Origin of the sequence: Stygiolobus azoricus, from assembly GCF_009729035.1 — an archaeon.
Classification (GTDB): domain Archaea; phylum Thermoproteota; class Thermoprotei_A; order Sulfolobales; family Sulfolobaceae; genus Stygiolobus; species Stygiolobus azoricus.
This window is the reverse complement of sequence record NZ_CP045483.1, coordinates 1,698,035-1,716,071: the sequence shown is the minus strand read 5'-3', so window position 1 is coordinate 1,716,071 and position 18,037 is coordinate 1,698,035. Positions and strand designations below refer to the sequence as shown.

The following is an 18,037-nucleotide window of genomic DNA, read 5'->3' as shown; positions in this document are numbered from 1 at the left end:
ATGATGGAGATAAAAAGAATTTATGTTGAAAACTTTCTAAGTCATGAAAAATCGGATGTAAAGTTTAAGCCTGGAATTAACGTAATTATAGGCCATAACGGCGCTGGAAAGAGTTCTATAATAGATGCCATTTACTTTTCTTTATTTAGAGACCCAGTAAGGAAAGTAAACCAAGATGACTTAATTAGAAAAGGAAGCAAAGAAGCAAAAGTAGAATTAGATATTGAAATAAACGGAAAGACCTATCAAATTAGACGTTTAATCAAGGGAAGTATAACGGATACAATTTCGGAAATCTTTCCAAACGGGTATAAGACCTTAGCTAGAGGAGCCAAAGAAGTTGATGCTACAGTATATAAGTTAATAAACGCTGATGAAGAAGTCTTCTCGTCTACTTTGTTTATTGCACAAGGCAAAATAGAGGAAATTTTTGATAATATTTCTGAAATAATGAATAAAATTCTAAAAATTGAAAGGATGAATGAACTTAGAGAGACTAATGGTCCTATTCATCAACTAATAAAGGATATAGATAACGAACTAAAGTACCTAGAGGGGGAAAAAGAAAGGTATAAAATTATAGAGCAAAGAATTAATAATAACAAGAAGAGGATAGAAGAAGACCAAAAACAATTACAAGACATCATTGAAAGAGTAAAGAGAATTCAAGAAGATTTACAAAAGAAAAAAACAGAAATAACACAACTCGAAGACAAAAAGGCAAAAGTAGAGGCTTTATTTCAAACTAAGCTCTCTATACAAAAGGAGATTCAAGAAATAGAAGAAAAGTTAAAACAATTACCTGCTCTCCTTAGAGAAAAAGAAGACTTAGAAGCGAAAGTTAAAGATGAGGAGCTGTTAAATAACAAACTGAATGCCATAAAGGAAGCTAAAGTGCTAATCAGTTCTATCAAACAAACCTCACAATTCCTTGATAATCTAATTAAACAACTTAATTCAAAGAAATCTGATTTAGAGGAAAAGAAGAAGCTCGAAGATAAAGAGAAGACATATCAAGAACTTAACAGAAAGAAAATTGAATTAGAGAATGTGGAAAACGAGTATACTAGGCTGATTAGTATACTAGAAAATATCAAAAGAAATATTGAGGAAAAGAAAAGAAGACTGTCAGAAATTAAAATTATTAATGATGAAGAACTAAAGATAAAGTTAGAATCGTTAAATGAAGAGTTAGAGAGGAAAAGAAAAGAAAAAGAGGAAATTACTTCAAGGAAAAGTGAGGTAGAAGGAGAAATCAAGCAGCTAGTATCTATTAAGAACAACTTACATTCCCTTGAAAGTGTAAGTAAATGCCCGGTTTGTGGAAGAGACTTAAGTGAACATGAGAGGTCAAAAATCTATCAAGAACTTTCCGAAAAAATTGAGCAACTAAATAAACAAAAACTGGAACTAAACAAGCAATACCTTAGCTTGTCTGATTATATTAACAGATTACAAAGCACTATAATGCAACTTCAATCTCAAATACTGAGTTTACAGAAGCTAAAGGGAGAGTTCGAAAACCTCAAGCAAGAGTTAGAAAAATTGGAGAAACAAAAAGCGGATTATGAAGAGAAGGTTAAGAACTACCAGCCTGCTCATGAGGAATACAATAGGATTAAGGAACAACTAAAGGAACTCGAAGAGTATCATAACAGATATTTGAAGGTAAGCCGCGTGTCAGAAAACGAGATCGAGGATCTAAATAGAGAAATAGCTGAGAAGGTGAAACAAAAAGCTGAAGACACAGAAAAATTATCACAAATACTTAAAGAGTTTGAATTACCAAATGATAATAAAAAATTATTAGAGATCGAGAAACAAATTGAGAATAAGATTACTGAGATTCAGAACCTGAAAAGAAAGTTAGAGGATGTAAAAGCTAGGCTAGCTGTTCTACAAAACGAGAAGCTAAGAAAGACTACACTAGAAAATGAACTGAAGAAAGTGGAAGAGGAAATCAGTACAATTAAGTTTGATGTAGCCTATTACCAAGAATTAAAAGATAAAGTGGAAAAAATGAATGACGAATACAACAGATTGTCTTTAGAGATGGGAAAGCTAGAGGGAGAAATAAAAGCACTACAGTCTACCATAGATAACGACCTTAAGGAGCTGGAAGAGATTAAAAAGAAATTGGAAAAAGAGAAAAAGCTGACCGATGCAAAGAAGAACCTAGAGGGACTTAGGGAGATATTAAGCGAGAAGAAACTTCAGGCTTACCTCAAGAATAATGCAAAAACATCCATAGAGAATAATCTCATAACCATACTTTCTAAATTTGATCTAACATATAGAGCTTTAGAACTTAATTTTGAGCAGGGAGTTAAGGGAAAGAACAAAGCTAGCGCAATAGTAGTGTATAATGATAAAGGAGACGAAGTTCCTGTAAATGCTTTGAGCGGTGGGGAAAGAACAGCTATTGCAATAGCCTTAAGGCTTGCGATAGCTAAATCTCTAATGAAAGATGCCGGAGTATTGATTATGGACGAACCAACGGTTAATCTTGATGAGTACAGAAGGAGAGAGTTAATAGACATAATACGATCATCTCTTGAAATAGTTCACCAAATTATTCTTGTAACTCACGAAGAGGAGTTAATGGAGGCTGGAGATTATGTACTCAAGTTAGAAAAGAAAGGCGGCATAAGCAAGGTGGAGGTAGTATCTAATGATCAGCAGGTTATATAACGAAATACTAGAAAACAAACAAAGAATACTAGTAAGCACTGCTGAACTAAAAAATCAGTTATTTGCCATGGTTAAAGAAAAATTAGATACCAAGTGGATTACATATCTACCTCCAACTAACATACCTTCAAAAAACATTTTAGCTATTGACGGTGGAATGTGGTCTAAAGAGACTAGATCAGGAGTAGTGTTTATCGTTGATGCTGAAGCTGTATTGTACGATGGAAGAAATATAGAGAGATTAGACGATAGGGCACTAATTGATGCTTTCAGGCCCGGTAATCATGCTAAGGAAAGAATATCGCTTGTTATGCAATTAATGGAATTGCAACTGGCAATAAAGAATGGGGACAAAGCCGACCTAATCCTATTGGACGGAAGTTTAGCAAAAAAGATAGGAAGACATAAGGTAACTGAGAAAATTTCGGATATAGATGATGTATTTACTGTTGATGATATTATTTCCCTCAAGGAGGGAGAAAGCGAGGAGAAAATGCACAAGTTATTAGTTGCAGAAAATCACTATGCCATCTCGCTGCTTATAGAGAAATATAGAGAGAAACTTCTATTCATATCTAAAAACAGTAAGTCATCAGACATCTTTGGTCAACCCTATTCCGATGTAGTAGTTTTAGAGCTCTTTACTCAAGGTATCGGTTATACTCAACCCATGGAGAAAACAATCGAGGATAAGTATATAGTAAGTAAAAAAGCAAGCAGGATATTGTCAAACCTAAAATTTTATACTTCATTAGTGAGGCTAGATAAAGATAGTAGGATCTTGAAATTTGACTTTTTTGAAAGAGAAAAACTGTTAGAATTCATAAACACTTTAGCGGCAATTTCAGTAAGAGGGTATCCGTACCCGTTATTAGAAGTTCACAAAGACGTAAGGATCAGTAGGGATGATGTGAAAAGGGTTATGAGATTACTTGGGTTTAAACCTAAACAAGAGGAGTGGTGGCCAAGTCAGTTCTTATAAAATTATCTTTTTTAAGTGTAAGTGATAGAATTTCTGTATGCCTAAAAAAGTTCTTGTAGATATAAGTGTCGAACCGATAGGAACATCTAGTACAAGCCTTTCGCCTTATATAAAGAAGGTTTTTGATGTCCTAGATAGATTAGGTATAAAATACTACCCTTCACCCTCAATGACCACATTAGAACTAGACGATATAACCAAACTTGGATACATACTGAAAGAAATTAATGATGAACTGGAAAGGATGGGAGTTAAGAGGATAGTCGCCCTTATTAAAATAGATGATAGGAGAGATAAAGAAAACAGTATCGAACATAAGCTTGAAGTAATTAAAAGGTAGTAGTATAGAGTTTAAGTTCTAGAAGATATTTTCTAATTTTCTCGTCAGTTAACGCTCTAACAATATCAGTTGTAGTCAGTATACCTTTTAGTTCTCCGGAAACACCTACTACGGGAAGACCTTTGACCTTTCTATTAGCCATTAATCTAGCAGCGTAATTTAGGTCCTCATATTCATCTACTATAACAATAGTTGGTGTCATTACTTCCTTAACTTTTACGTTAACTTCTTTCATCTTCAACACTGGAGCTAAATATAAGAGGTCTGTGGTAGTTATTGTACCGACAATTTTCCCGTCACTGACCACTATTAATCTGCTGATGTCGTTCGACAATATTAAGTTCAATGCCTCATGCATGCTAGAATTTTCATTGATAATTATTGGATTTTTAGACATATATTCCGAAATTTTTTGTATTCCTCTAATCAAACTACCGTAATACTGAGATAGGTCGCTTTTTATTATCATACCTAGAATTCTCCCGCTGTCCGAGGTGACTATTAGCATAGGTTGTTTCTTCTCTATCAATATTTGAGCGGCTTCGAGCGGTTCAATGTCACTTGTAACCGTCACTATATCCTTTCTCATAACCTCGGAGACGTAAACGCTATCAAGCTCTCTACTTCCCATTTTACTTATAAACTTGAGAACATCTTTTTGTGTCACTACCCCTAAAGGATTGCCGTTCTCATCCCCTACTATCAACTTAGGCACATATTCCATCGTCATAATCTTTATTGTATGTAACAATGAGTCGTGCGGCCTCACGATTATAGGCTCTCTTACTATTCCCATGGTATATCATAATGAAATTTAAACTCATAAATTCATAGTATATTATTTGATGGAGAAGTTTAGAGAGCTAATTGCTGACATGGTATTTTCAAAGGAGATAAATAATTATGAAGACAAGATAGAAGAGGGGAGAAAGAAGAGGGACAGCTGCATTTACTTTATGAATGGAGTTTGTTCCAGATATGTAATCAAAAAAGATTCAATATTGCTTGAGTGGATCGGAAAAGATAGAAGAGCTACACCCCACCCTCTTCTATGCTATATTTGCCCTTATTATTCTTTAAAAGCCGAGGAAAGGAAAGATATCCTTGATATAATAGAGCTTTACGTATATTATGAGAACGAGAAAGAGTTAGTTGAACGTGAGCTGCTCTTCCTAGACAGAAGGTATGAAGAGAATCCCTTCCATTTATCATTGAAGAGAAGAAGAGAGGACCTTATTATCTTCCTTGAAAATATTAATGAAAAAATTAACATCATCAAACGGATAATTAAAGTGGAGGGTGTCGAAGATAAAAGAACTGTTGAAGATAACGAGGAGGAATCCACAATTTAAACATTGGCCCTCTGGTCATCGTTGAGTTAATACTCATACTCCCAGAGGTGATCCTGCCTATTAAAAACAATTTTACCCGCGGCATTTAAAGTTTTTACAGAGAAATATCCATAAAATGCACATGAATTGTACCTAAACATCAATATAAAATGCCTTTTCCAATTATAAGGTCTGAGCTATATCCCATGAAAATTATAGAATAAATCACATTTGTAAATAATTTTTAAATTGTTTTGTGTTAGTAGTTATTACTTGTGGAAATAGACTTAGCTGACCTATTAAGACAAAAAGGATTGAAAGTTACACCTCAGAGACTGTCAATACTAAAACTATTGTATAGTGGAGGTCATTTTAACGGTGAGCAGATATATAATGAGCTTAAGAAATCAGAGCCAAGTATAAGCTTATCCACAGTATATAACGCGCTTAATACCCTGGAAAAAGCGGGGCTACTAAATTCGTTCGAAGTTAACGGAATAACGTGGTATGAAATTAAGAGGGATTTACACGTAAATGTTTACTGTGAAGACTCTAATCAAATTATAGACGTTAATGTAGACCTCGAGGGATTATATAAAGAACTGAGTGAGAAAGGAATAAATGTTAAATCCCTAAACGTCGTTGTTATTGCAGAATGTTCTAAGCTTTTGAAAGAACCTCAAATAGGTACTTCTTAAACTTAGAGGAGTCTGCTTTTGTAACTATTTCTGCCTTTATATCACTCTTTGTCATATCATACCAGTCCACCAGCATAGCCCCCCTTGATTTTCCACAAACCTCTACATCCACTCTTTTCTTTACAGATTCGAGAATAATACTGTTGTCGTAAGCAATAGTTACAGTTAGTGAATCTGGATGTACACTACCCTTAGCCCCTGTACTTTTGGAGTATTCTCTTAGAACTTCATTAACTTTGATGAAAAAGTTCGATCGTTTTGTACCCATAGATGAAATTCTTGACCACTCATCATCTGTTATTGTAGCGGCTTCCTCAGTTATTTCCCACGGTACTATTGTAATATCAAAACCGCTTTTCAAGACTATCTCAGCAGCCTCTGGGTCGACCCAAAAATTGAACTCTGCGATTTCCGTCGTATTGCCTCTTGTAAAAGCACCTCCCATAATCCAGACCTTCTTAATTCTCTTTACTATGGAAGGATCTTTCAAGTACGCTAATGCTAAATTCGTTAAAGGTGATACGGCTAAGATTTCTAGTTCTCCATTATATTTTTTTGATAGTTCTATTATCGCATCGCTTGCAAAAATATTTTCTGGTTTTTTCGAGGGCTTTGGTATATCCAACCTCCCCATACCTTTCTCTCCATGAACTTCTTCAACCGTCCTCCAAATACCTCTAATTGGCCTAGAAGCCCCTAAAAAGACCGGTACATGAGAATATCCAAAATATTCTAAAGTAAATAAAGCATTATTTATCTCATTTTCATACTTCACATTTCCAGCAACTACTGTAACTCCTACCACGTCGAAGAATTCTAGTGACAATAAGAGAGCTATAGTGTCATCACTTGCTGTATCTGTATCAAAAATAACCTTTCTTTTCATGTAGGATTAATACTTTTGCAATTTACTTTAAACTTTATTTTTCTCTTGATAACAGAGAGGTTAGCCCTTAATTACTTGAATAATTCTTAATAAAAATAAAATAATTCTACTTGAGTAAGTACGAGCTAACTGTTTTCATTCTTCCTAAAGAGATATAAATGTCATTAGAATTAGCCTAAACCTTAATATCGTTATTAGTTTAATCAAAATATTTTTAAGGTGAGTATCACGTATTATGATTGATGCAAGTTAGGCTTTATAATGTAGGTGGTATTAACAGAGAACTTTATCTCTCTATAAAGAAGGGTATATCTATATACGAAGCGCCTAATGCATATGGTAAAACATCGTTAGCGAGAGCTTTGATTTCGTTGTTAACATCGGAAATAACAGCGGAGGATTTACTGAATGTTTTTAGTGATGAAGGGTATGTTGAAGCTGAAATAGACGGCAAATTATATTACAGAAGATTTAAGAGAATTAAGAATAGGATAGAGGAGGAGAAAAAACTGTATATGGATGATAAAAATGCATTACTACTATCGTATTTCTCACCCGAGAACCCGTTAGTAGCCAGAATATTAGTCGGGGACGAGAACATAGAGTGGTTTATATCTGCGGCATCAAAAATTGATGAAATTAAGAAGAAAAAAGAAAACTTACAATATAAACTAGGAGAAATAAAAGCAACATATGACGAATATCAAAAGAAATATAATGAAGCTGAAAATTATATGAAACAATTAGAGGCAATAAATCAACAGTTAGAGAAACTAGAAAAAGACAGAGAGAGTATAAGAATAAACACTGAAAATAGTATCAAGATAACTAAGAAGAATAGATTAGAAGACTTAGAAAAAAGACTTGAAGTAAGGCAAAAAGAATTGAGAGAAAAGGAAGCTAAAGAAAAAAGAATTGAGAGAGAGATAGAAGAACTAAAAAAGCATCTGAACTCTATTTCTAAAGAAAATCTATTAAAAGAGATAGAAGAACTTAACACAAAGTTACAAAATCTTAACTCAAAAAAGTATAACCTAGACGTAGACTACAGAATGCTTGGGAGAGTATTAGATGAAATAAAAGAGGCTGATGAGAGACATTTAGCCGTATGCTACGTCTGTGGTCATGAAGTAAATCCTTCAATTTGGAAGGAGAGATTGGATACCATAAAGAAAGAACTAACAGAAGTAACTAGACAAAGGGACGAGATAACAAAGGAAATAAACAACATACAAAGCACGATTAATACAATTACTAATAAACTAAAAGAAATAGAGAAATATGAACAACAATTAACTAATAAGCAAAAAGAACTAGAAACATATAAACTAGAGGTAAGTGAGATACAGAAATCTATTGAAACATTACAGAGACAAATTAGAGAATTAAAGGAAAAAATAGAGGAGCTTGACACCAAAGACTTAAGCTTGAGTGGAGAAAGTGAACTTGATAAGCGTATAAAAGAGCTTCAGCAACAAAGGAGCAATATAGAGTTAGAACTACAAAGAATAGGCATACCTAAAAGAATTATGGAAGAACTACAAAGCTTCAGAAAGAATATAAAGGATCTTGAAGATCAAATTTCTACCCTAGATAGGGAATACATTAGAAGACTAACTGTAGTGAAAGATACTTTTAGCAACCTGGCTAACTCGTTAATGAGGGATCTTGAATTTAATTATACAGCTGAAATAGATGAGAAATATAGAATAGTAATAAAGAAGGACAATGTGAAGATGGATTTGAAGAAACTGTCTACTTCAGAGAAGACTGCAATAGCATTGGTATTAGTATTGATAGGACTGAAAGAGTATTTCAAGAGTCCGTTCTTCATAATTGATGAGTCATTTATGACATTTGACCAGAGAAGATTTGAGAAGATTCAGAAGTACCTTTCCGGCATAGTGGACTATACGATAATAACTAAGAGTAATGATACCGTACAATTCAGGAACGAGAAATTACTTGAACCGAATCAGATAATGGGTTAATTAGTACCTTTCTCTTAACTCTAATTTGGAAAATATTTATTTTAACTTAAATTTATATTTTTGATTAATAAGTATTTTTACGGATTTTTTACATTAATCTCAGGTGACCAAGGAACGTCTAACTCCTTCATTAAGAGCTTATTTAAATCAGTTTTTATCGCTTCCTCCACCTCAGGCGGTATATTCTCGATTTGCGTGAACCAACCTACCATCGCCATCATACCCAACTCTTCGGCTTTTTTCTTTAACCATAATGCTACTGCTAGACCTGCTTTTGTAGGCTTGAATAAAACTATAGAAGCACCTATTGATGAACTAGCAATTTTTATGGCATGTTTGGATACTGTTTTCCATCTAGTTTTAGTAATAATTTTTACAAGCTCCTTTGCCCTATCTCTTTCACCGATCGCATAGAATATTATCATTAGATAAAAAATGAATACTATACTAAAAAATTTATCCAGAGCCTGTGCCACAACCACAATATCCAAATTCATCAATTTCTAATCCACAGACTGGACATATATAACCAGAACCCTTGACTTCCGAAGCCTCTTTTTTAAATTGAAATACATGAGGGTCTAATAAAGATTTCACTAAATCTCTTATACTCACTAATCCGGTTATCTTTCCGTCTTTACTTAAAATCGGCAGGTGTCTAAAACCATGATCTAGCATAACTTCTAGTGCGTCTACTATGTCTGTATCTTCTGTAACTCCTATTACATTTCTAGTCATGTAATCAGACACTTTTGCATCAGTCCTGCCATCAGCAACTACTTTAACTAGATCCCTTTCTGTGAATATTCCGACTATCTTATTATTATTATCTATTACTACAAGTGCACCTATGTTATGTTCTTTAAGCTCTTTTGCTGCTAGTGATATAGGATCAGTATCTCTTATGACGTGAATCACCTTATTCCCTACAATTCCTACTTTTGTCTCCATAAGATCTTTTTGGCTATATACCCTCTGATAAACTTTATTATTATTTTGACAAGGGGTAATTTATCGAAAATTATTCAAAAACAATTTTTTATAATCAGCATATAAAAGCTCTTTAACATGGTTGTTATAGTGTTTATTCGACATGCCCAATCAGTCTCAAATGTTCAAAGAATTCTTTCCGACGATATAAACAAATACCCACTGACTGACGAAGGTAGACAACAAGCTAAAGAGACCGCTAAAGAGTTAAGGAAAATCCCAACAGTAACGAGACTTTATAGTAGTCCTATACTAAGGGCTTACCAAACTGCATCGATAATAGGAGAGGAGTTAGGCCTAGTGCCAATCATAGATGATAGATTAAGAGAGAGGGAATTAGGCGAATTCAATAACTTTAGAATTGACGAAATCAATAACTGGAGAGTAAAAGTTTACAAAAGAGAAATCTCGGCTAAAGGATTAGAGCCATGGGAGATCTTGATGAAGAGGATAGTTAGCTTCGTAGAAGATACTATTAAGAAAGAGGAAGGAACAATTATCGCCGTAAGTCATTACGACCCGATTAGGGCTTTTCTATCATATCTTATAGATTTAGACGACATTAGTTCTTGGGGAATTTCACTACCAAATTCAAGCATAAGTATAGTCAAATGCAATGACGAGAATGCAAAAAACTGCAAGATAATCTGTATCGGAACTCCTATTTTAACAACTGAAATCCTATCTAGACTCTAGTTTTATATTACTATCGATCCATTTTATATACTCTACAATTTTATTCTTAATGGAAGAATTAACGTTATCGAATATTATTTTATCTACTTTCTCAACAGAATTCATGATAACTTGCCTCACTACCTCTTGGTTTATCTCGTTTAAGTAATATTTGGATACCACATGCCCTATACATTTAGAAGTACTTATCTTCGAAAAATAAGGTGTATAGTGAGTCCCTCCTACTCCCGCAATAATTTCTTCACATACGGTTTGATCTAACTTATCCACACCTCTCAAAGTAGCCTCAACCATCATTTTCACAAGGTTCTCGTTCTGCCAGTAAGTTATATCGCTACCTATCTCAACAAAGATCACCGGATGAGTCTGATACGTGGGACCATGATGAGTAGCTTCAATAGCCTTTTGGATATTCACGGGTAAACTTAATATCTCTCTAAAAATTGAGGATAATAATTTAGGAAAGGCTATCCCTAGTTTAAAAGGTTCTCCTCCAAAAGCATTAGATCCCGGATTTCCAGGGTAATGAACAGTTAATGAAGGAGTCTTAGAAGAGCTCTCATGACGTGAGAATATAATAATAACGTCTCCCTTGTCGTACCTGAAATCTATCACATCATCTTCTATTTCATCAAACTTATACCCTAGTTTTTTAATCGTAATTCCTACAGGGTCTTTTATAGATAATAAGAAATTGACTCTCATGACGACCCACTCTTTAGAAGACCTAAAGCCTCATCCACAATAAAGGGAGCCATTGCAAACCCAAATCTAAATCCAGTAATAACTAGCGCATTTTCAGCAATTTTCTCAATAACATACTTTTTGCTGCTCGAAGCTGTCCTGAAACCTACGCTAACTAAAATTCGATGACTCAATGGATATATGGAGTTAACTGTATTCACCGCATCTTTTACTTTCTCATAGTTTATCTTATTATCTGTGGTTTTCTCTGCATCCGAGCTGATAATAACTTCTGAACTTCTTCTCTTTAAGAATATCTTACCGTTGTAAAAGAAGATATTATTTAAAGTGAAGGAAGAAGAACTCGAGATCAAATGACCCTTATAGACCTCGAGATCTTTGATATCAAAAAGTTTTCCAGTGAGATAACCGGTAGAGAAAATAACGTCCCCATTCACCGAAATATTCTCTCCTGACGAAAGGTGTAATTTCGTTATCTTATTATCCTTAATCTCGTATCCGATTACTTCCTCATTTATCATAATATTTTTCGTTAGCTTTTCTAAAAGTTTCTCTCCATCTAAATAAAGAGCCCTTTCGTATATGTACATTTTTATACTCTCAGGTACGGTAACATCAGGTTCTATCTCTTTCAATTTGTTCATCGAAATTTCTCTCCCTATCTGTTTATCTGATATAACACTCATTTCCTTGTATATAACACCGTACTTATGTGATAACTGCACATAATAATCTATTGAAGATAAACACTTTTCCATTAAGTCACCACATAATGGTGGTATAATAGCCCATATGCTCCGGTTGGAGTTAAGCTGTTTAACTTTACGTTCTTTTTCTATAATCTTCACATCTTTGTTCATATCTTGAAGTTTATCAGCGACGACAGCACCTACAATTCCTCCACCTACTATGATAGTTTCAACCATAACATCATTTTTAGAAATTAAACAAAATAAACTTTTTAAAGTGCGAGGAAAAGACTATCTGGATAGTTATGAACGAGGAAAATGATCCTGAGTTACAAAAGCTTTTGGAGGAAAAAGCTAAAAAACTAGCTAAAGTAGCATCTAAAAAAGAAGAGCAGATGAGAGAGCCAGTAGTACATCTTGATTCCAGTAACTTTGACTCTTTCATAAACTCACATAAGGTTTCTGTTGTAGACTTTTGGGCTGAGTGGTGCGCTCCTTGCCTTATATTAGCACCTATAATTGAAGAGCTAGCACATGATTACCCACAAGTAGGTTTTGGAAAAGTTAACAGTGATGAGAATCCAGATATCTCAGCCAGATATGGGGTAATGAGCTTACCTACAGTTATATTCTTCAAGAACGGAGAACCAGTAGATGAAGTGTTGGGAGCAGTTCCTAGAGAAGAGATAGAGACAAGAATTAAGGCATTGCTAGGTGAATAATATGAAACCGTTGCTTTTAGGAATTGATGGGTTGAGTTATTCAAGTTTTATGAAATGTAATCCTAGAACTTTATTAATGCTCTTCAGTAGTACTTTCAGGGGTGTAGTAGCTAATAAGAACAAGAATAACCATCCTACTCCAGCATGGCTTAGCATTTTAGAAATGACAGATGATATCAACGAAAGCAGTTTTCTATCTTCTCTCCCTGACTTGAAGTTAATCAAGATTACTAAGGCAGTTGCAATTAATATTCCTATAACTAATCCTACCTATGGAGAGGTTAAATTACCTTATGACAAAACTGTTCCCATAAAGGACGAACTAAACAAAGTTAAAGAAGCTATATTTAAAAACATAGATGAAACCCCGGTAATAGCAGATGTGACAGCTCTAGACAGGTTCTTAGTAAATAACGGGAGCATAGATAAGTGTGAGATCTATAAAGAGATTGACAGCTTTGTTAAAGAAATAGTAAATAGAGTTCAGGATTTCATAATATTCTCACCTTATGGAGAACCTAAGGACGGAAAACATGAAGACTACGGTGTTTACTTATCAACGGTTCCTAGACCTAATGAGCATGATACTGTAAAACTGCCTGAACTTGGTATCCTCTTTTCAAAGCTAGTTAAGGGAGATGTATTTTATTGATTTACAAAAAATTAATTGTAATATGGTAACGCCATGTGATATGGTACATTGAATGCAGACGATATTAACATAGCAGAATATAACTTCTTTAGGTATTTGTAAATTAAGCCCCACCTAAAGTCTATTTTCTTAACATATTTATTTACATCAAATATTAACATCCCTGAATAATCTCCTGCATGCATCATACATATGACTCCTTGTGTATAATAAGGTAGAGTTTTACCACCAAGCTCCTTTATTATCGTAGCAGCTGCATTTTCAGCTGATATCATAGCTGCTCTTCCGGTCTTTGCTGGAATCATACCTTTTGCAGAATCGCCGATTGCGAATATATTCCTAAATTTAGTAGATCTAAAAGTGGGATGTTCCACTGAGATGAACCCAGATTCGTCTGTTAACCCAGCTTTCCTTGCTATTTCGGGTGCGGAGAGTGTAGGAAGAACTGAAATTAAGTTAGCCTCAATCTCGTTTCCGTTACTTAGCAAAACTTTGTTTCTAGAGATCTCCTTAACATAAACTCCTTTTATTAACTTAATCCCTCTTTTTTTTCAGCGTATTCGTTCACTTGTTTTGAAATCCAATCTACCGGTAACATCCCGAACATACCTTTAGGGCTTTGTGTACCTAGATACACTGTTACCCTCTTCCCCAGTTTTCTACCCAAGTATTCCAGTATAAAGGCAACTTGATAGGAGGGACCTTCAATAGGACTGTTCATTGCATTACCTATGAATGATGTTATTTCGTCTTTTTCTTCTACAACCTTTTTTATACCTAAAAATCCCTCAAGTGTGTGATGCATAAATGCATTTTCATGGCCCTTAATCTTATTGAAGTTTTCTTCATAAGCTCCGCCTAGAGCAACAACTAAGTAATCATAATCAAATGTGCCTTTATCTGTCTTTACTTCATTAGACTCTGGTCGTATTTCTAAGACCTTACTTTCGATGAACTCAATACCTCTTGACGGTAATTTTTGAGATGCAAGAAAATACGTTTTTTCAATTTTTACATCGTCTGTAAGCAGAGCTGGAAATATTGTATTGTCGTAAACTCGATCTGATTCTGAAATAATTATAACGTCAGCTTTATCTGGAATATTTTCCCTCAAACGGTGAGCAACAGTTAAGCCAGCAAATCCAGCCCCTAGTATTAGAACTCTCTTTTTATTTGCCATTAATCTACATTATTGTAAAAAGGATATAAGGCTATTACAACAGGTTGAACGTAAAGATCTTTACGAGTTATATGCATTTTAGTTAAGTACCCTATTGCACCTTCACTCTGTTTACTCTCTTTCGTAGAGAATATAATATCTGTAACTTCACCTAACTCCTTTCCTTCGACTAAAAGTGAAGTCATTGAGGGAGGTAAAGGAAAAGATGCTGAAAACGCGAAATTCTCTATCCCTTCTTTACTTGCTGCATAAACCACTGCATAGGCCAACATTCTATTTTCATAATAAAATACACCGCCCTCTATTCCTATTCCAATATCAGCATTTGTGTATCTTAACGCTTTGTAAGCCCTAGTTTTAGCACCTACAAAAGTTTGATTGCAAACTGGTTGAGGAGGTACTTCCGGGTCTACTTTTACGGCTTTAACTTCAGCTTTCATACCTATAATTCTGAGAGCTTCCTTGACAGCCTCTACCTTTGCCTTGTTTGTAGAACCTACCGCAACAAACATTTTTATTCACACTAACCAAGAATTTGGTATGGTAACAATAAAAGTTGGACCATTAGCAGACTCAGGAGACCTATACCCATTTATACCATTAATTGAGGGGAAAGTAAAGCCCGAGGGGATTAACTTAGAATTTGAAGTGATTACAACCGTACAAGATACTAACGAGAAGGTTTTGAAAAAAGATGTAGATGTAGCTGTACCATCTGCTGCAATGTATCCTTATATTCAGCAAGATTATTACGTGATAGGGGAAGCCGTAGCTTCAGCCATAGACGGGATAACCGGAATGCCCATTTTATCTACGTCGCCTTTAACCCTAGAAGACTTAAAGAATTCCAGAGTTATAGTACATGGCCATAATACAACAGCATATACCTTGTACAAGCTGCTTATAGGTAAGTATAGAAAGCTTGTTATAATTAAAAAAGTCCTTGATGAGATAAAAGGATTAGGTAAAGAAGGAGATGTATTAGTTGCTGTACATGAACTGAAAATGATGTATGCCTTAGAAAAATTAGGGATCAAAGTGCACAGAATTGCTAGCATGTGGGAGTTATGGAAGCAAGTTGCCGGAAACGCTCCCATGCCTATGGGAATGGTAGTAGTGAATAAAGATCTAGGTAAGGATATAGCTATAAAGTTCAAAGAAGCCTATCTAAAGAGTAAAGCTTATGCAGAAAAACATTTGGACGAAATTATAAAGAAAGATGCTGAAATTATGAGAGAAGCTCATAATGAAAATATAGAAGAAGAAATTATTAGAAAGACCATATGGGCTGATATTCAAGAATATAACGTACCTTTAGCGGACGTAAAGAGGGGCTTAGAGACTTTCTATAAACTTACTGCCGAAAGAGGAATACTACCTAAAGTAATAAATCTTGATATAATTTAGCCTCCCTTTGATGACGAAAAGCTAATTACTTTTTCACATTGTGTTATTCTACACATATAATCGACGCTTTTTATAACTAAATTCAGATAACTTTCTGGTACATACAATTCTACTAAATGTAGGCTTAATCCTTCCAGATCTTCAAGCTTATATGCTACCCTTATAAAAGGGAAATATTCAAGTTCATTGAAAACTTCTTCATCCGGTGTTATCAAATCTACAAAAAAGTCCCTCTTCCCGTAGTCTACTATGTACCCTTTTACATCTATCACCCTCGTATTATCCCCTTCTTTTAACCCTCTGTTGTAATCGAATTCAGTAGGTTCTACTCTGATATAATCTGCTCTTTTGTTGAAGTTAGGGTTCCATGTATCCAATCCAGGATCATACTCATCAGGTTTTCCTGAGTAATTCCTAATCTCCTTAATTTTCAGTTTATTCTCTTCGATTAGTGCTTTCCTACCCTTAATGCTAATCCTCAAAATTTTGCTCTTGTCGCGTAACCCTTTACACAGCGAAAAGCCTTCCAATTTAATTATCGGCGTTAAATATAGATTCTTTTTCATACTAGTTATAAGCTTAAAAATATCATCCTTTTTGGCCCCAAGGGTATAGGCTAACAAATCATAATTATCGCCAAAGACCCTCATTTGTCGAATTAATTGGGCATGAGTAAACATAACTGTCTATAATAGTTAAGGAATTAGTTTTATATGCATTTATCTAATAAGGTAATCACTAGTAATGAGATTTTTAGTTTTTAACCCTAGAAGATGGGAACTAGTGACATTAAATCCTTTCGACTTTGGATTAGAAGACTTTGTTAACCCTGTAAGGGCTAAGTTAGAATACGAAAATTTCTTAGAAAAACTAAAAGAATTAGGAGAGGTAAAAGACGTTTGTGATATCGTAGAAAGGGAAAAACTATTCGAGTTAGTTTATACGTCAATATCAACAATTGGAGAAGGAAAAATTGATAAAAAGAAATTAGAGAATTCAATACTGTCTTTGGATAGGGAAGAATTATGCAACCTTTTCATTCTTAATCCCACTGTAATTATATCAGAGAACGAGAACAGAAAAGTACCTAAGCTTAGGGTATTCTCTGAAAAAATAAGAGGAGAATTAATGTGGTTACATAAATACGCGTTAATAGATAAAATTCCAGTGATAGGATTTCCATCTATTTCTACTAATAAGTTGGAGATAAAATTCTTATATTATTCTTTAAAAAAGGAAATAAACCAAGAGCCACTAATTGCTGATTACCCACCATCTTTATTAAATTTTGATGATATAATCATAGATAAACTAAATAATTTACTTTTAGCTCAAATAGGAGGTTCAACTAACGTAGAGGGTCTTTCCAAACTATTCAAATTAAGATACTCAACTTTAGGTGAAGTATACCTTGATAATATTAATGACAAATTACCTATATTTAATTTCATTAGATTTCTAGAAAGAGATAGTGTCATAGTAAACAAAAAGATTTTTGAAAAAAGCAGAGTTGATGCTTATGAGTTTACCGGAAATAATTACCATTTCAAGTATTCGACTGACCTAAAAAACTTCTTTAAATTATACTATAAAAATATAATAATTACAGAAAATAAAGATATGTCATTTCTAGTTATTGATAGGAAAGTCCTTGTGAAAGAAAAATCGAAATCTGATGAACTTCACAAGATATTTAGGGATTTAGGACTGGACATAATAACAGTGACTATGAACGAACTTTCTTCCACTTATAATGGACCTTACAACTTAGTAATAGTTTATTAAAAACTTAAAAATGAAGATATTTACACAATAATAAGACTTTATTAAATAAAACACTGTTAATTAGACTTCCTTCTCTTCATTTAACTAAAATTTATTAGTTAAAAGTTAAATGAAATATTGGGATCAGTTATGGCTGAGAGTAAAAAAGAAGAGGTAGAAATTAATTCTTTCAGTGATTTGATAAAAGCTCTATTTAAATATGATAACTGGTATTTAGGTGGTTTCGTAATTTTGCTTATATTGTTTGTACTAATGGATATAGCATTATTCACTCCACATTCTTAATAAAATT

Annotated in this window: 22 protein-coding genes; 12 read left to right on the top strand and 10 right to left on the bottom strand. The window is 34.0% G+C overall.

What is annotated here, in order from left to right:
• From rad50 to D1868_RS09370, 3 genes are read left to right on the top strand one after another with little or no spacing between them, the layout of a single operon-like run.
• Nucleotides 1–2,691 carry a DNA double-strand break repair ATPase Rad50 gene (gene rad50, locus D1868_RS09380; RefSeq protein ID WP_156007631.1) on the top strand — a complete coding sequence of 897 codons (2,691 nt, stop codon included), beginning with the start codon at nt 1–3 and terminating at the stop codon, nt 2,689–2,691.
• Complete coding sequence (gene nurA / locus D1868_RS09375) at nt 2,672–3,673, top strand: DNA double-strand break repair nuclease NurA (RefSeq protein ID WP_156007630.1); 1,002 nt, start codon at nt 2,672–2,674, stop codon at nt 3,671–3,673. The genes rad50 and nurA overlap by 20 nt, the downstream gene beginning before the upstream one ends.
• A gap of 37 nt (nt 3,674–3,710) precedes the next feature.
• The gene (locus D1868_RS09370; RefSeq protein WP_156007629.1) at nt 3,711–4,013 is read left to right on the top strand and encodes an MTH1187 family thiamine-binding protein; all 303 of its coding nucleotides are present in this window, start codon (nt 3,711–3,713) and stop codon (nt 4,011–4,013) included.
• Here D1868_RS09370 and D1868_RS09365 read toward each other — a convergent pair.
• The gene (locus D1868_RS09365; RefSeq protein ID WP_156007628.1) at nt 4,003–4,809 is read right to left on the bottom strand and encodes a CBS domain-containing protein; all 807 of its coding nucleotides are present in this window, start codon (nt 4,807–4,809) and stop codon (nt 4,003–4,005) included. The two genes, D1868_RS09370 and D1868_RS09365, sit on opposite strands and share 11 nt — an antisense overlap.
• A gap of 49 nt (nt 4,810–4,858) precedes the next feature.
• Between D1868_RS09365 and D1868_RS09360 the strand changes: the two genes are divergently transcribed.
• Both D1868_RS09360 and D1868_RS09355 read left to right on the top strand, forming a co-directional pair.
• Complete coding sequence (locus D1868_RS09360; RefSeq protein WP_156007627.1) at nt 4,859–5,365, top strand: hypothetical protein; 507 nt, start codon at nt 4,859–4,861, stop codon at nt 5,363–5,365.
• A gap of 254 nt (nt 5,366–5,619) precedes the next feature.
• Nucleotides 5,620–6,042 (top strand): Fur family transcriptional regulator, encoded by a 423-nt coding sequence (locus D1868_RS09355; RefSeq protein WP_156007626.1) that lies wholly within the window; start codon nt 5,620–5,622, stop codon nt 6,040–6,042.
• Here D1868_RS09355 and D1868_RS09350 read toward each other — a convergent pair.
• A complete protein-coding gene (locus tag D1868_RS09350; RefSeq protein ID WP_156007625.1) occupies nt 6,005–6,928 on the bottom strand; it encodes a nucleoside hydrolase in 924 nt (307 codons plus the stop codon). The two genes, D1868_RS09355 and D1868_RS09350, sit on opposite strands and share 38 nt — an antisense overlap.
• 242 nt (nt 6,929–7,170) lie before the next feature.
• On the opposite strand from D1868_RS09350, the gene D1868_RS09345 reads away from it, so the two are divergent.
• Entirely contained in the window at nt 7,171–8,919 is a 1,749-nt protein-coding gene (locus D1868_RS09345) for an archaea-specific SMC-related protein (RefSeq protein WP_156007624.1), read from the top strand.
• A gap of 77 nt (nt 8,920–8,996) precedes the next feature.
• Here the strand turns inward: D1868_RS09345 and D1868_RS09340 are convergent, their stop codons facing one another.
• Nucleotides 8,997–9,344 carry a hypothetical protein gene (locus tag D1868_RS09340; RefSeq protein WP_156007623.1) on the bottom strand — a complete coding sequence of 116 codons (348 nt, stop codon included), beginning with the start codon at nt 9,342–9,344 and terminating at the stop codon, nt 8,997–8,999.
• 31 nt (nt 9,345–9,375) lie between these two features.
• Nucleotides 9,376–9,870 (bottom strand): CBS domain-containing protein, encoded by a 495-nt coding sequence (locus D1868_RS09335; RefSeq protein WP_156007622.1) that lies wholly within the window; start codon nt 9,868–9,870, stop codon nt 9,376–9,378.
• A 117-nt stretch (nt 9,871–9,987) separates the two neighbouring features.
• Here D1868_RS09335 and D1868_RS09330 point away from each other — a divergent pair, with 117 nt between their 5' ends.
• The gene (locus D1868_RS09330) at nt 9,988–10,605 is read left to right on the top strand and encodes a 2,3-diphosphoglycerate-dependent phosphoglycerate mutase (protein WP_156007621.1); all 618 of its coding nucleotides are present in this window, start codon (nt 9,988–9,990) and stop codon (nt 10,603–10,605) included.
• On the opposite strand, the gene D1868_RS09325 is transcribed toward D1868_RS09330, so the two are convergent.
• Together D1868_RS09325 and D1868_RS09320 are read right to left on the bottom strand one after the other, a co-directional pair.
• Nucleotides 10,591–11,310: a D-aminoacyl-tRNA deacylase gene (locus D1868_RS09325; RefSeq protein ID WP_156007620.1), complete on the bottom strand. Its 720-nt coding sequence runs from the start codon at nt 11,308–11,310 to the stop codon at nt 10,591–10,593. The genes D1868_RS09330 and D1868_RS09325 overlap by 15 nt on opposite strands.
• A complete protein-coding gene (locus D1868_RS09320) occupies nt 11,307–12,236 on the bottom strand; it encodes an FAD-dependent oxidoreductase (protein ID WP_156007619.1) in 930 nt (309 codons plus the stop codon). Before D1868_RS09320 ends, D1868_RS09325 begins: the two co-directional genes overlap by 4 nt.
• 68 nt (nt 12,237–12,304) lie before the next feature.
• Here D1868_RS09320 and trxA point away from each other — a divergent pair, with 68 nt between their 5' ends.
• Nucleotides 12,305–12,721 carry a thioredoxin gene (gene trxA, locus D1868_RS09315; RefSeq protein WP_156007618.1) on the top strand — a complete coding sequence of 139 codons (417 nt, stop codon included), beginning with the start codon at nt 12,305–12,307 and terminating at the stop codon, nt 12,719–12,721.
• 1 nt (nt 12,722) lies between these two features.
• A complete protein-coding gene (locus tag D1868_RS09310) occupies nt 12,723–13,373 on the top strand; it encodes a hypothetical protein (protein ID WP_156007617.1) in 651 nt (216 codons plus the stop codon).
• Between the two features lie 11 nt (nt 13,374–13,384).
• Here the strand turns inward: D1868_RS09310 and D1868_RS11205 are convergent, their stop codons facing one another.
• Genes D1868_RS11205 through D1868_RS09300 form a run of 3 tightly spaced genes read right to left on the bottom strand, consistent with a single transcriptional unit; the run spans nt 13,385 to nt 15,065 of the window.
• Nucleotides 13,385–13,879 carry an NAD(P)/FAD-dependent oxidoreductase gene (locus D1868_RS11205; RefSeq protein WP_338055781.1) on the bottom strand — a complete coding sequence of 165 codons (495 nt, stop codon included), beginning with the start codon at nt 13,877–13,879 and terminating at the stop codon, nt 13,385–13,387.
• Nucleotides 13,880–13,902: 23 nt separating this feature from the next.
• Complete coding sequence (locus tag D1868_RS11200; RefSeq protein ID WP_231112368.1) at nt 13,903–14,553, bottom strand: FAD-dependent oxidoreductase; 651 nt, start codon at nt 14,551–14,553, stop codon at nt 13,903–13,905.
• Nucleotides 14,553–15,065, bottom strand: a complete 513-nt coding sequence (locus D1868_RS09300) for a DUF84 family protein (RefSeq protein WP_156007616.1) — start codon at nt 15,063–15,065, stop codon at nt 14,553–14,555. Before D1868_RS09300 ends, D1868_RS11200 begins: the two co-directional genes overlap by 1 nt.
• Nucleotides 15,066–15,093: 28 nt before the next feature.
• Here D1868_RS09300 and D1868_RS09295 point away from each other — a divergent pair, with 28 nt between their 5' ends.
• Complete coding sequence (locus D1868_RS09295; protein ID WP_156007615.1) at nt 15,094–15,960, top strand: menaquinone biosynthesis family protein; 867 nt, start codon at nt 15,094–15,096, stop codon at nt 15,958–15,960.
• On the opposite strand, the gene D1868_RS09290 is transcribed toward D1868_RS09295, so the two are convergent.
• A complete protein-coding gene (locus tag D1868_RS09290) occupies nt 15,957–16,526 on the bottom strand; it encodes a hypothetical protein (RefSeq protein WP_156007614.1) in 570 nt (189 codons plus the stop codon). The genes D1868_RS09295 and D1868_RS09290 overlap by 4 nt on opposite strands.
• Before the next feature lie 178 nt (nt 16,527–16,704).
• Between D1868_RS09290 and D1868_RS09285 the strand changes: the two genes are divergently transcribed.
• Together D1868_RS09285 and D1868_RS10945 are read left to right on the top strand one after the other, a co-directional pair.
• Nucleotides 16,705–17,745 (top strand): hypothetical protein, encoded by a 1,041-nt coding sequence (locus D1868_RS09285; protein ID WP_156007613.1) that lies wholly within the window; start codon nt 16,705–16,707, stop codon nt 17,743–17,745.
• A gap of 129 nt (nt 17,746–17,874) precedes the next feature.
• Nucleotides 17,875–18,030 (top strand): hypothetical protein, encoded by a 156-nt coding sequence (locus D1868_RS10945; RefSeq protein WP_196770238.1) that lies wholly within the window; start codon nt 17,875–17,877, stop codon nt 18,028–18,030.
• The last annotated feature ends 7 nt before the right edge of the window (nt 18,031–18,037 follow it).

What these genes read in the sequence shown, in the direction of transcription:
- D1868_RS09340 (WP_156007623.1), bottom strand. Translation starts at nt 9,344, where the DNA reads ATGATAATATTCTATGCGATCGGTGAAAGAGATAGGGCAAAGGAGCTT.
- D1868_RS09320 (WP_156007619.1), bottom strand. Translation starts at nt 12,236, where the DNA reads ATGGTTGAAACTATCATAGTAGGTGGAGGAATTGTAGGTGCTGTCGTC.
- trxA (WP_156007618.1), top strand. Translation starts at nt 12,305, where the DNA reads ATGAACGAGGAAAATGATCCTGAGTTACAAAAGCTTTTGGAGGAAAAA.
- D1868_RS10945 (WP_196770238.1), top strand. Translation starts at nt 17,875, where the DNA reads ATGGCTGAGAGTAAAAAAGAAGAGGTAGAAATTAATTCTTTCAGTGAT.
- rad50 (WP_156007631.1), top strand. Translation starts at nt 1, where the DNA reads ATGATGGAGATAAAAAGAATTTATGTTGAAAACTTTCTAAGTCATGAA.
- D1868_RS09310 (WP_156007617.1), top strand. Translation starts at nt 12,723, where the DNA reads ATGAAACCGTTGCTTTTAGGAATTGATGGGTTGAGTTATTCAAGTTTT.
- nurA (WP_156007630.1), top strand. Translation starts at nt 2,672, where the DNA reads ATGATCAGCAGGTTATATAACGAAATACTAGAAAACAAACAAAGAATA.
- D1868_RS09295 (WP_156007615.1), top strand. Translation starts at nt 15,094, where the DNA reads ATGGTAACAATAAAAGTTGGACCATTAGCAGACTCAGGAGACCTATAC.
- D1868_RS09330 (WP_156007621.1), top strand. Translation starts at nt 9,988, where the DNA reads ATGGTTGTTATAGTGTTTATTCGACATGCCCAATCAGTCTCAAATGTT.
- D1868_RS09285 (WP_156007613.1), top strand. Translation starts at nt 16,705, where the DNA reads ATGAGATTTTTAGTTTTTAACCCTAGAAGATGGGAACTAGTGACATTA.
- D1868_RS09345 (WP_156007624.1), top strand. Translation starts at nt 7,171, where the DNA reads ATGCAAGTTAGGCTTTATAATGTAGGTGGTATTAACAGAGAACTTTAT.
- D1868_RS09365 (WP_156007628.1), bottom strand. Translation starts at nt 4,809, where the DNA reads ATGGGAATAGTAAGAGAGCCTATAATCGTGAGGCCGCACGACTCATTG.
- D1868_RS09325 (WP_156007620.1), bottom strand. Translation starts at nt 11,310, where the DNA reads ATGAGAGTCAATTTCTTATTATCTATAAAAGACCCTGTAGGAATTACG.
- D1868_RS09300 (WP_156007616.1), bottom strand. Translation starts at nt 15,065, where the DNA reads ATGTTTGTTGCGGTAGGTTCTACAAACAAGGCAAAGGTAGAGGCTGTC.
- D1868_RS09290 (WP_156007614.1), bottom strand. Translation starts at nt 16,526, where the DNA reads ATGAAAAAGAATCTATATTTAACGCCGATAATTAAATTGGAAGGCTTT.
- D1868_RS09360 (WP_156007627.1), top strand. Translation starts at nt 4,859, where the DNA reads ATGGAGAAGTTTAGAGAGCTAATTGCTGACATGGTATTTTCAAAGGAG.
- D1868_RS09350 (WP_156007625.1), bottom strand. Translation starts at nt 6,928, where the DNA reads ATGAAAAGAAAGGTTATTTTTGATACAGATACAGCAAGTGATGACACT.
- D1868_RS09370 (WP_156007629.1), top strand. Translation starts at nt 3,711, where the DNA reads ATGCCTAAAAAAGTTCTTGTAGATATAAGTGTCGAACCGATAGGAACA.
- D1868_RS11200 (WP_231112368.1), bottom strand. Translation starts at nt 14,553, where the DNA reads ATGGCAAATAAAAAGAGAGTTCTAATACTAGGGGCTGGATTTGCTGGC.
- D1868_RS09335 (WP_156007622.1), bottom strand. Translation starts at nt 9,870, where the DNA reads ATGGAGACAAAAGTAGGAATTGTAGGGAATAAGGTGATTCACGTCATA.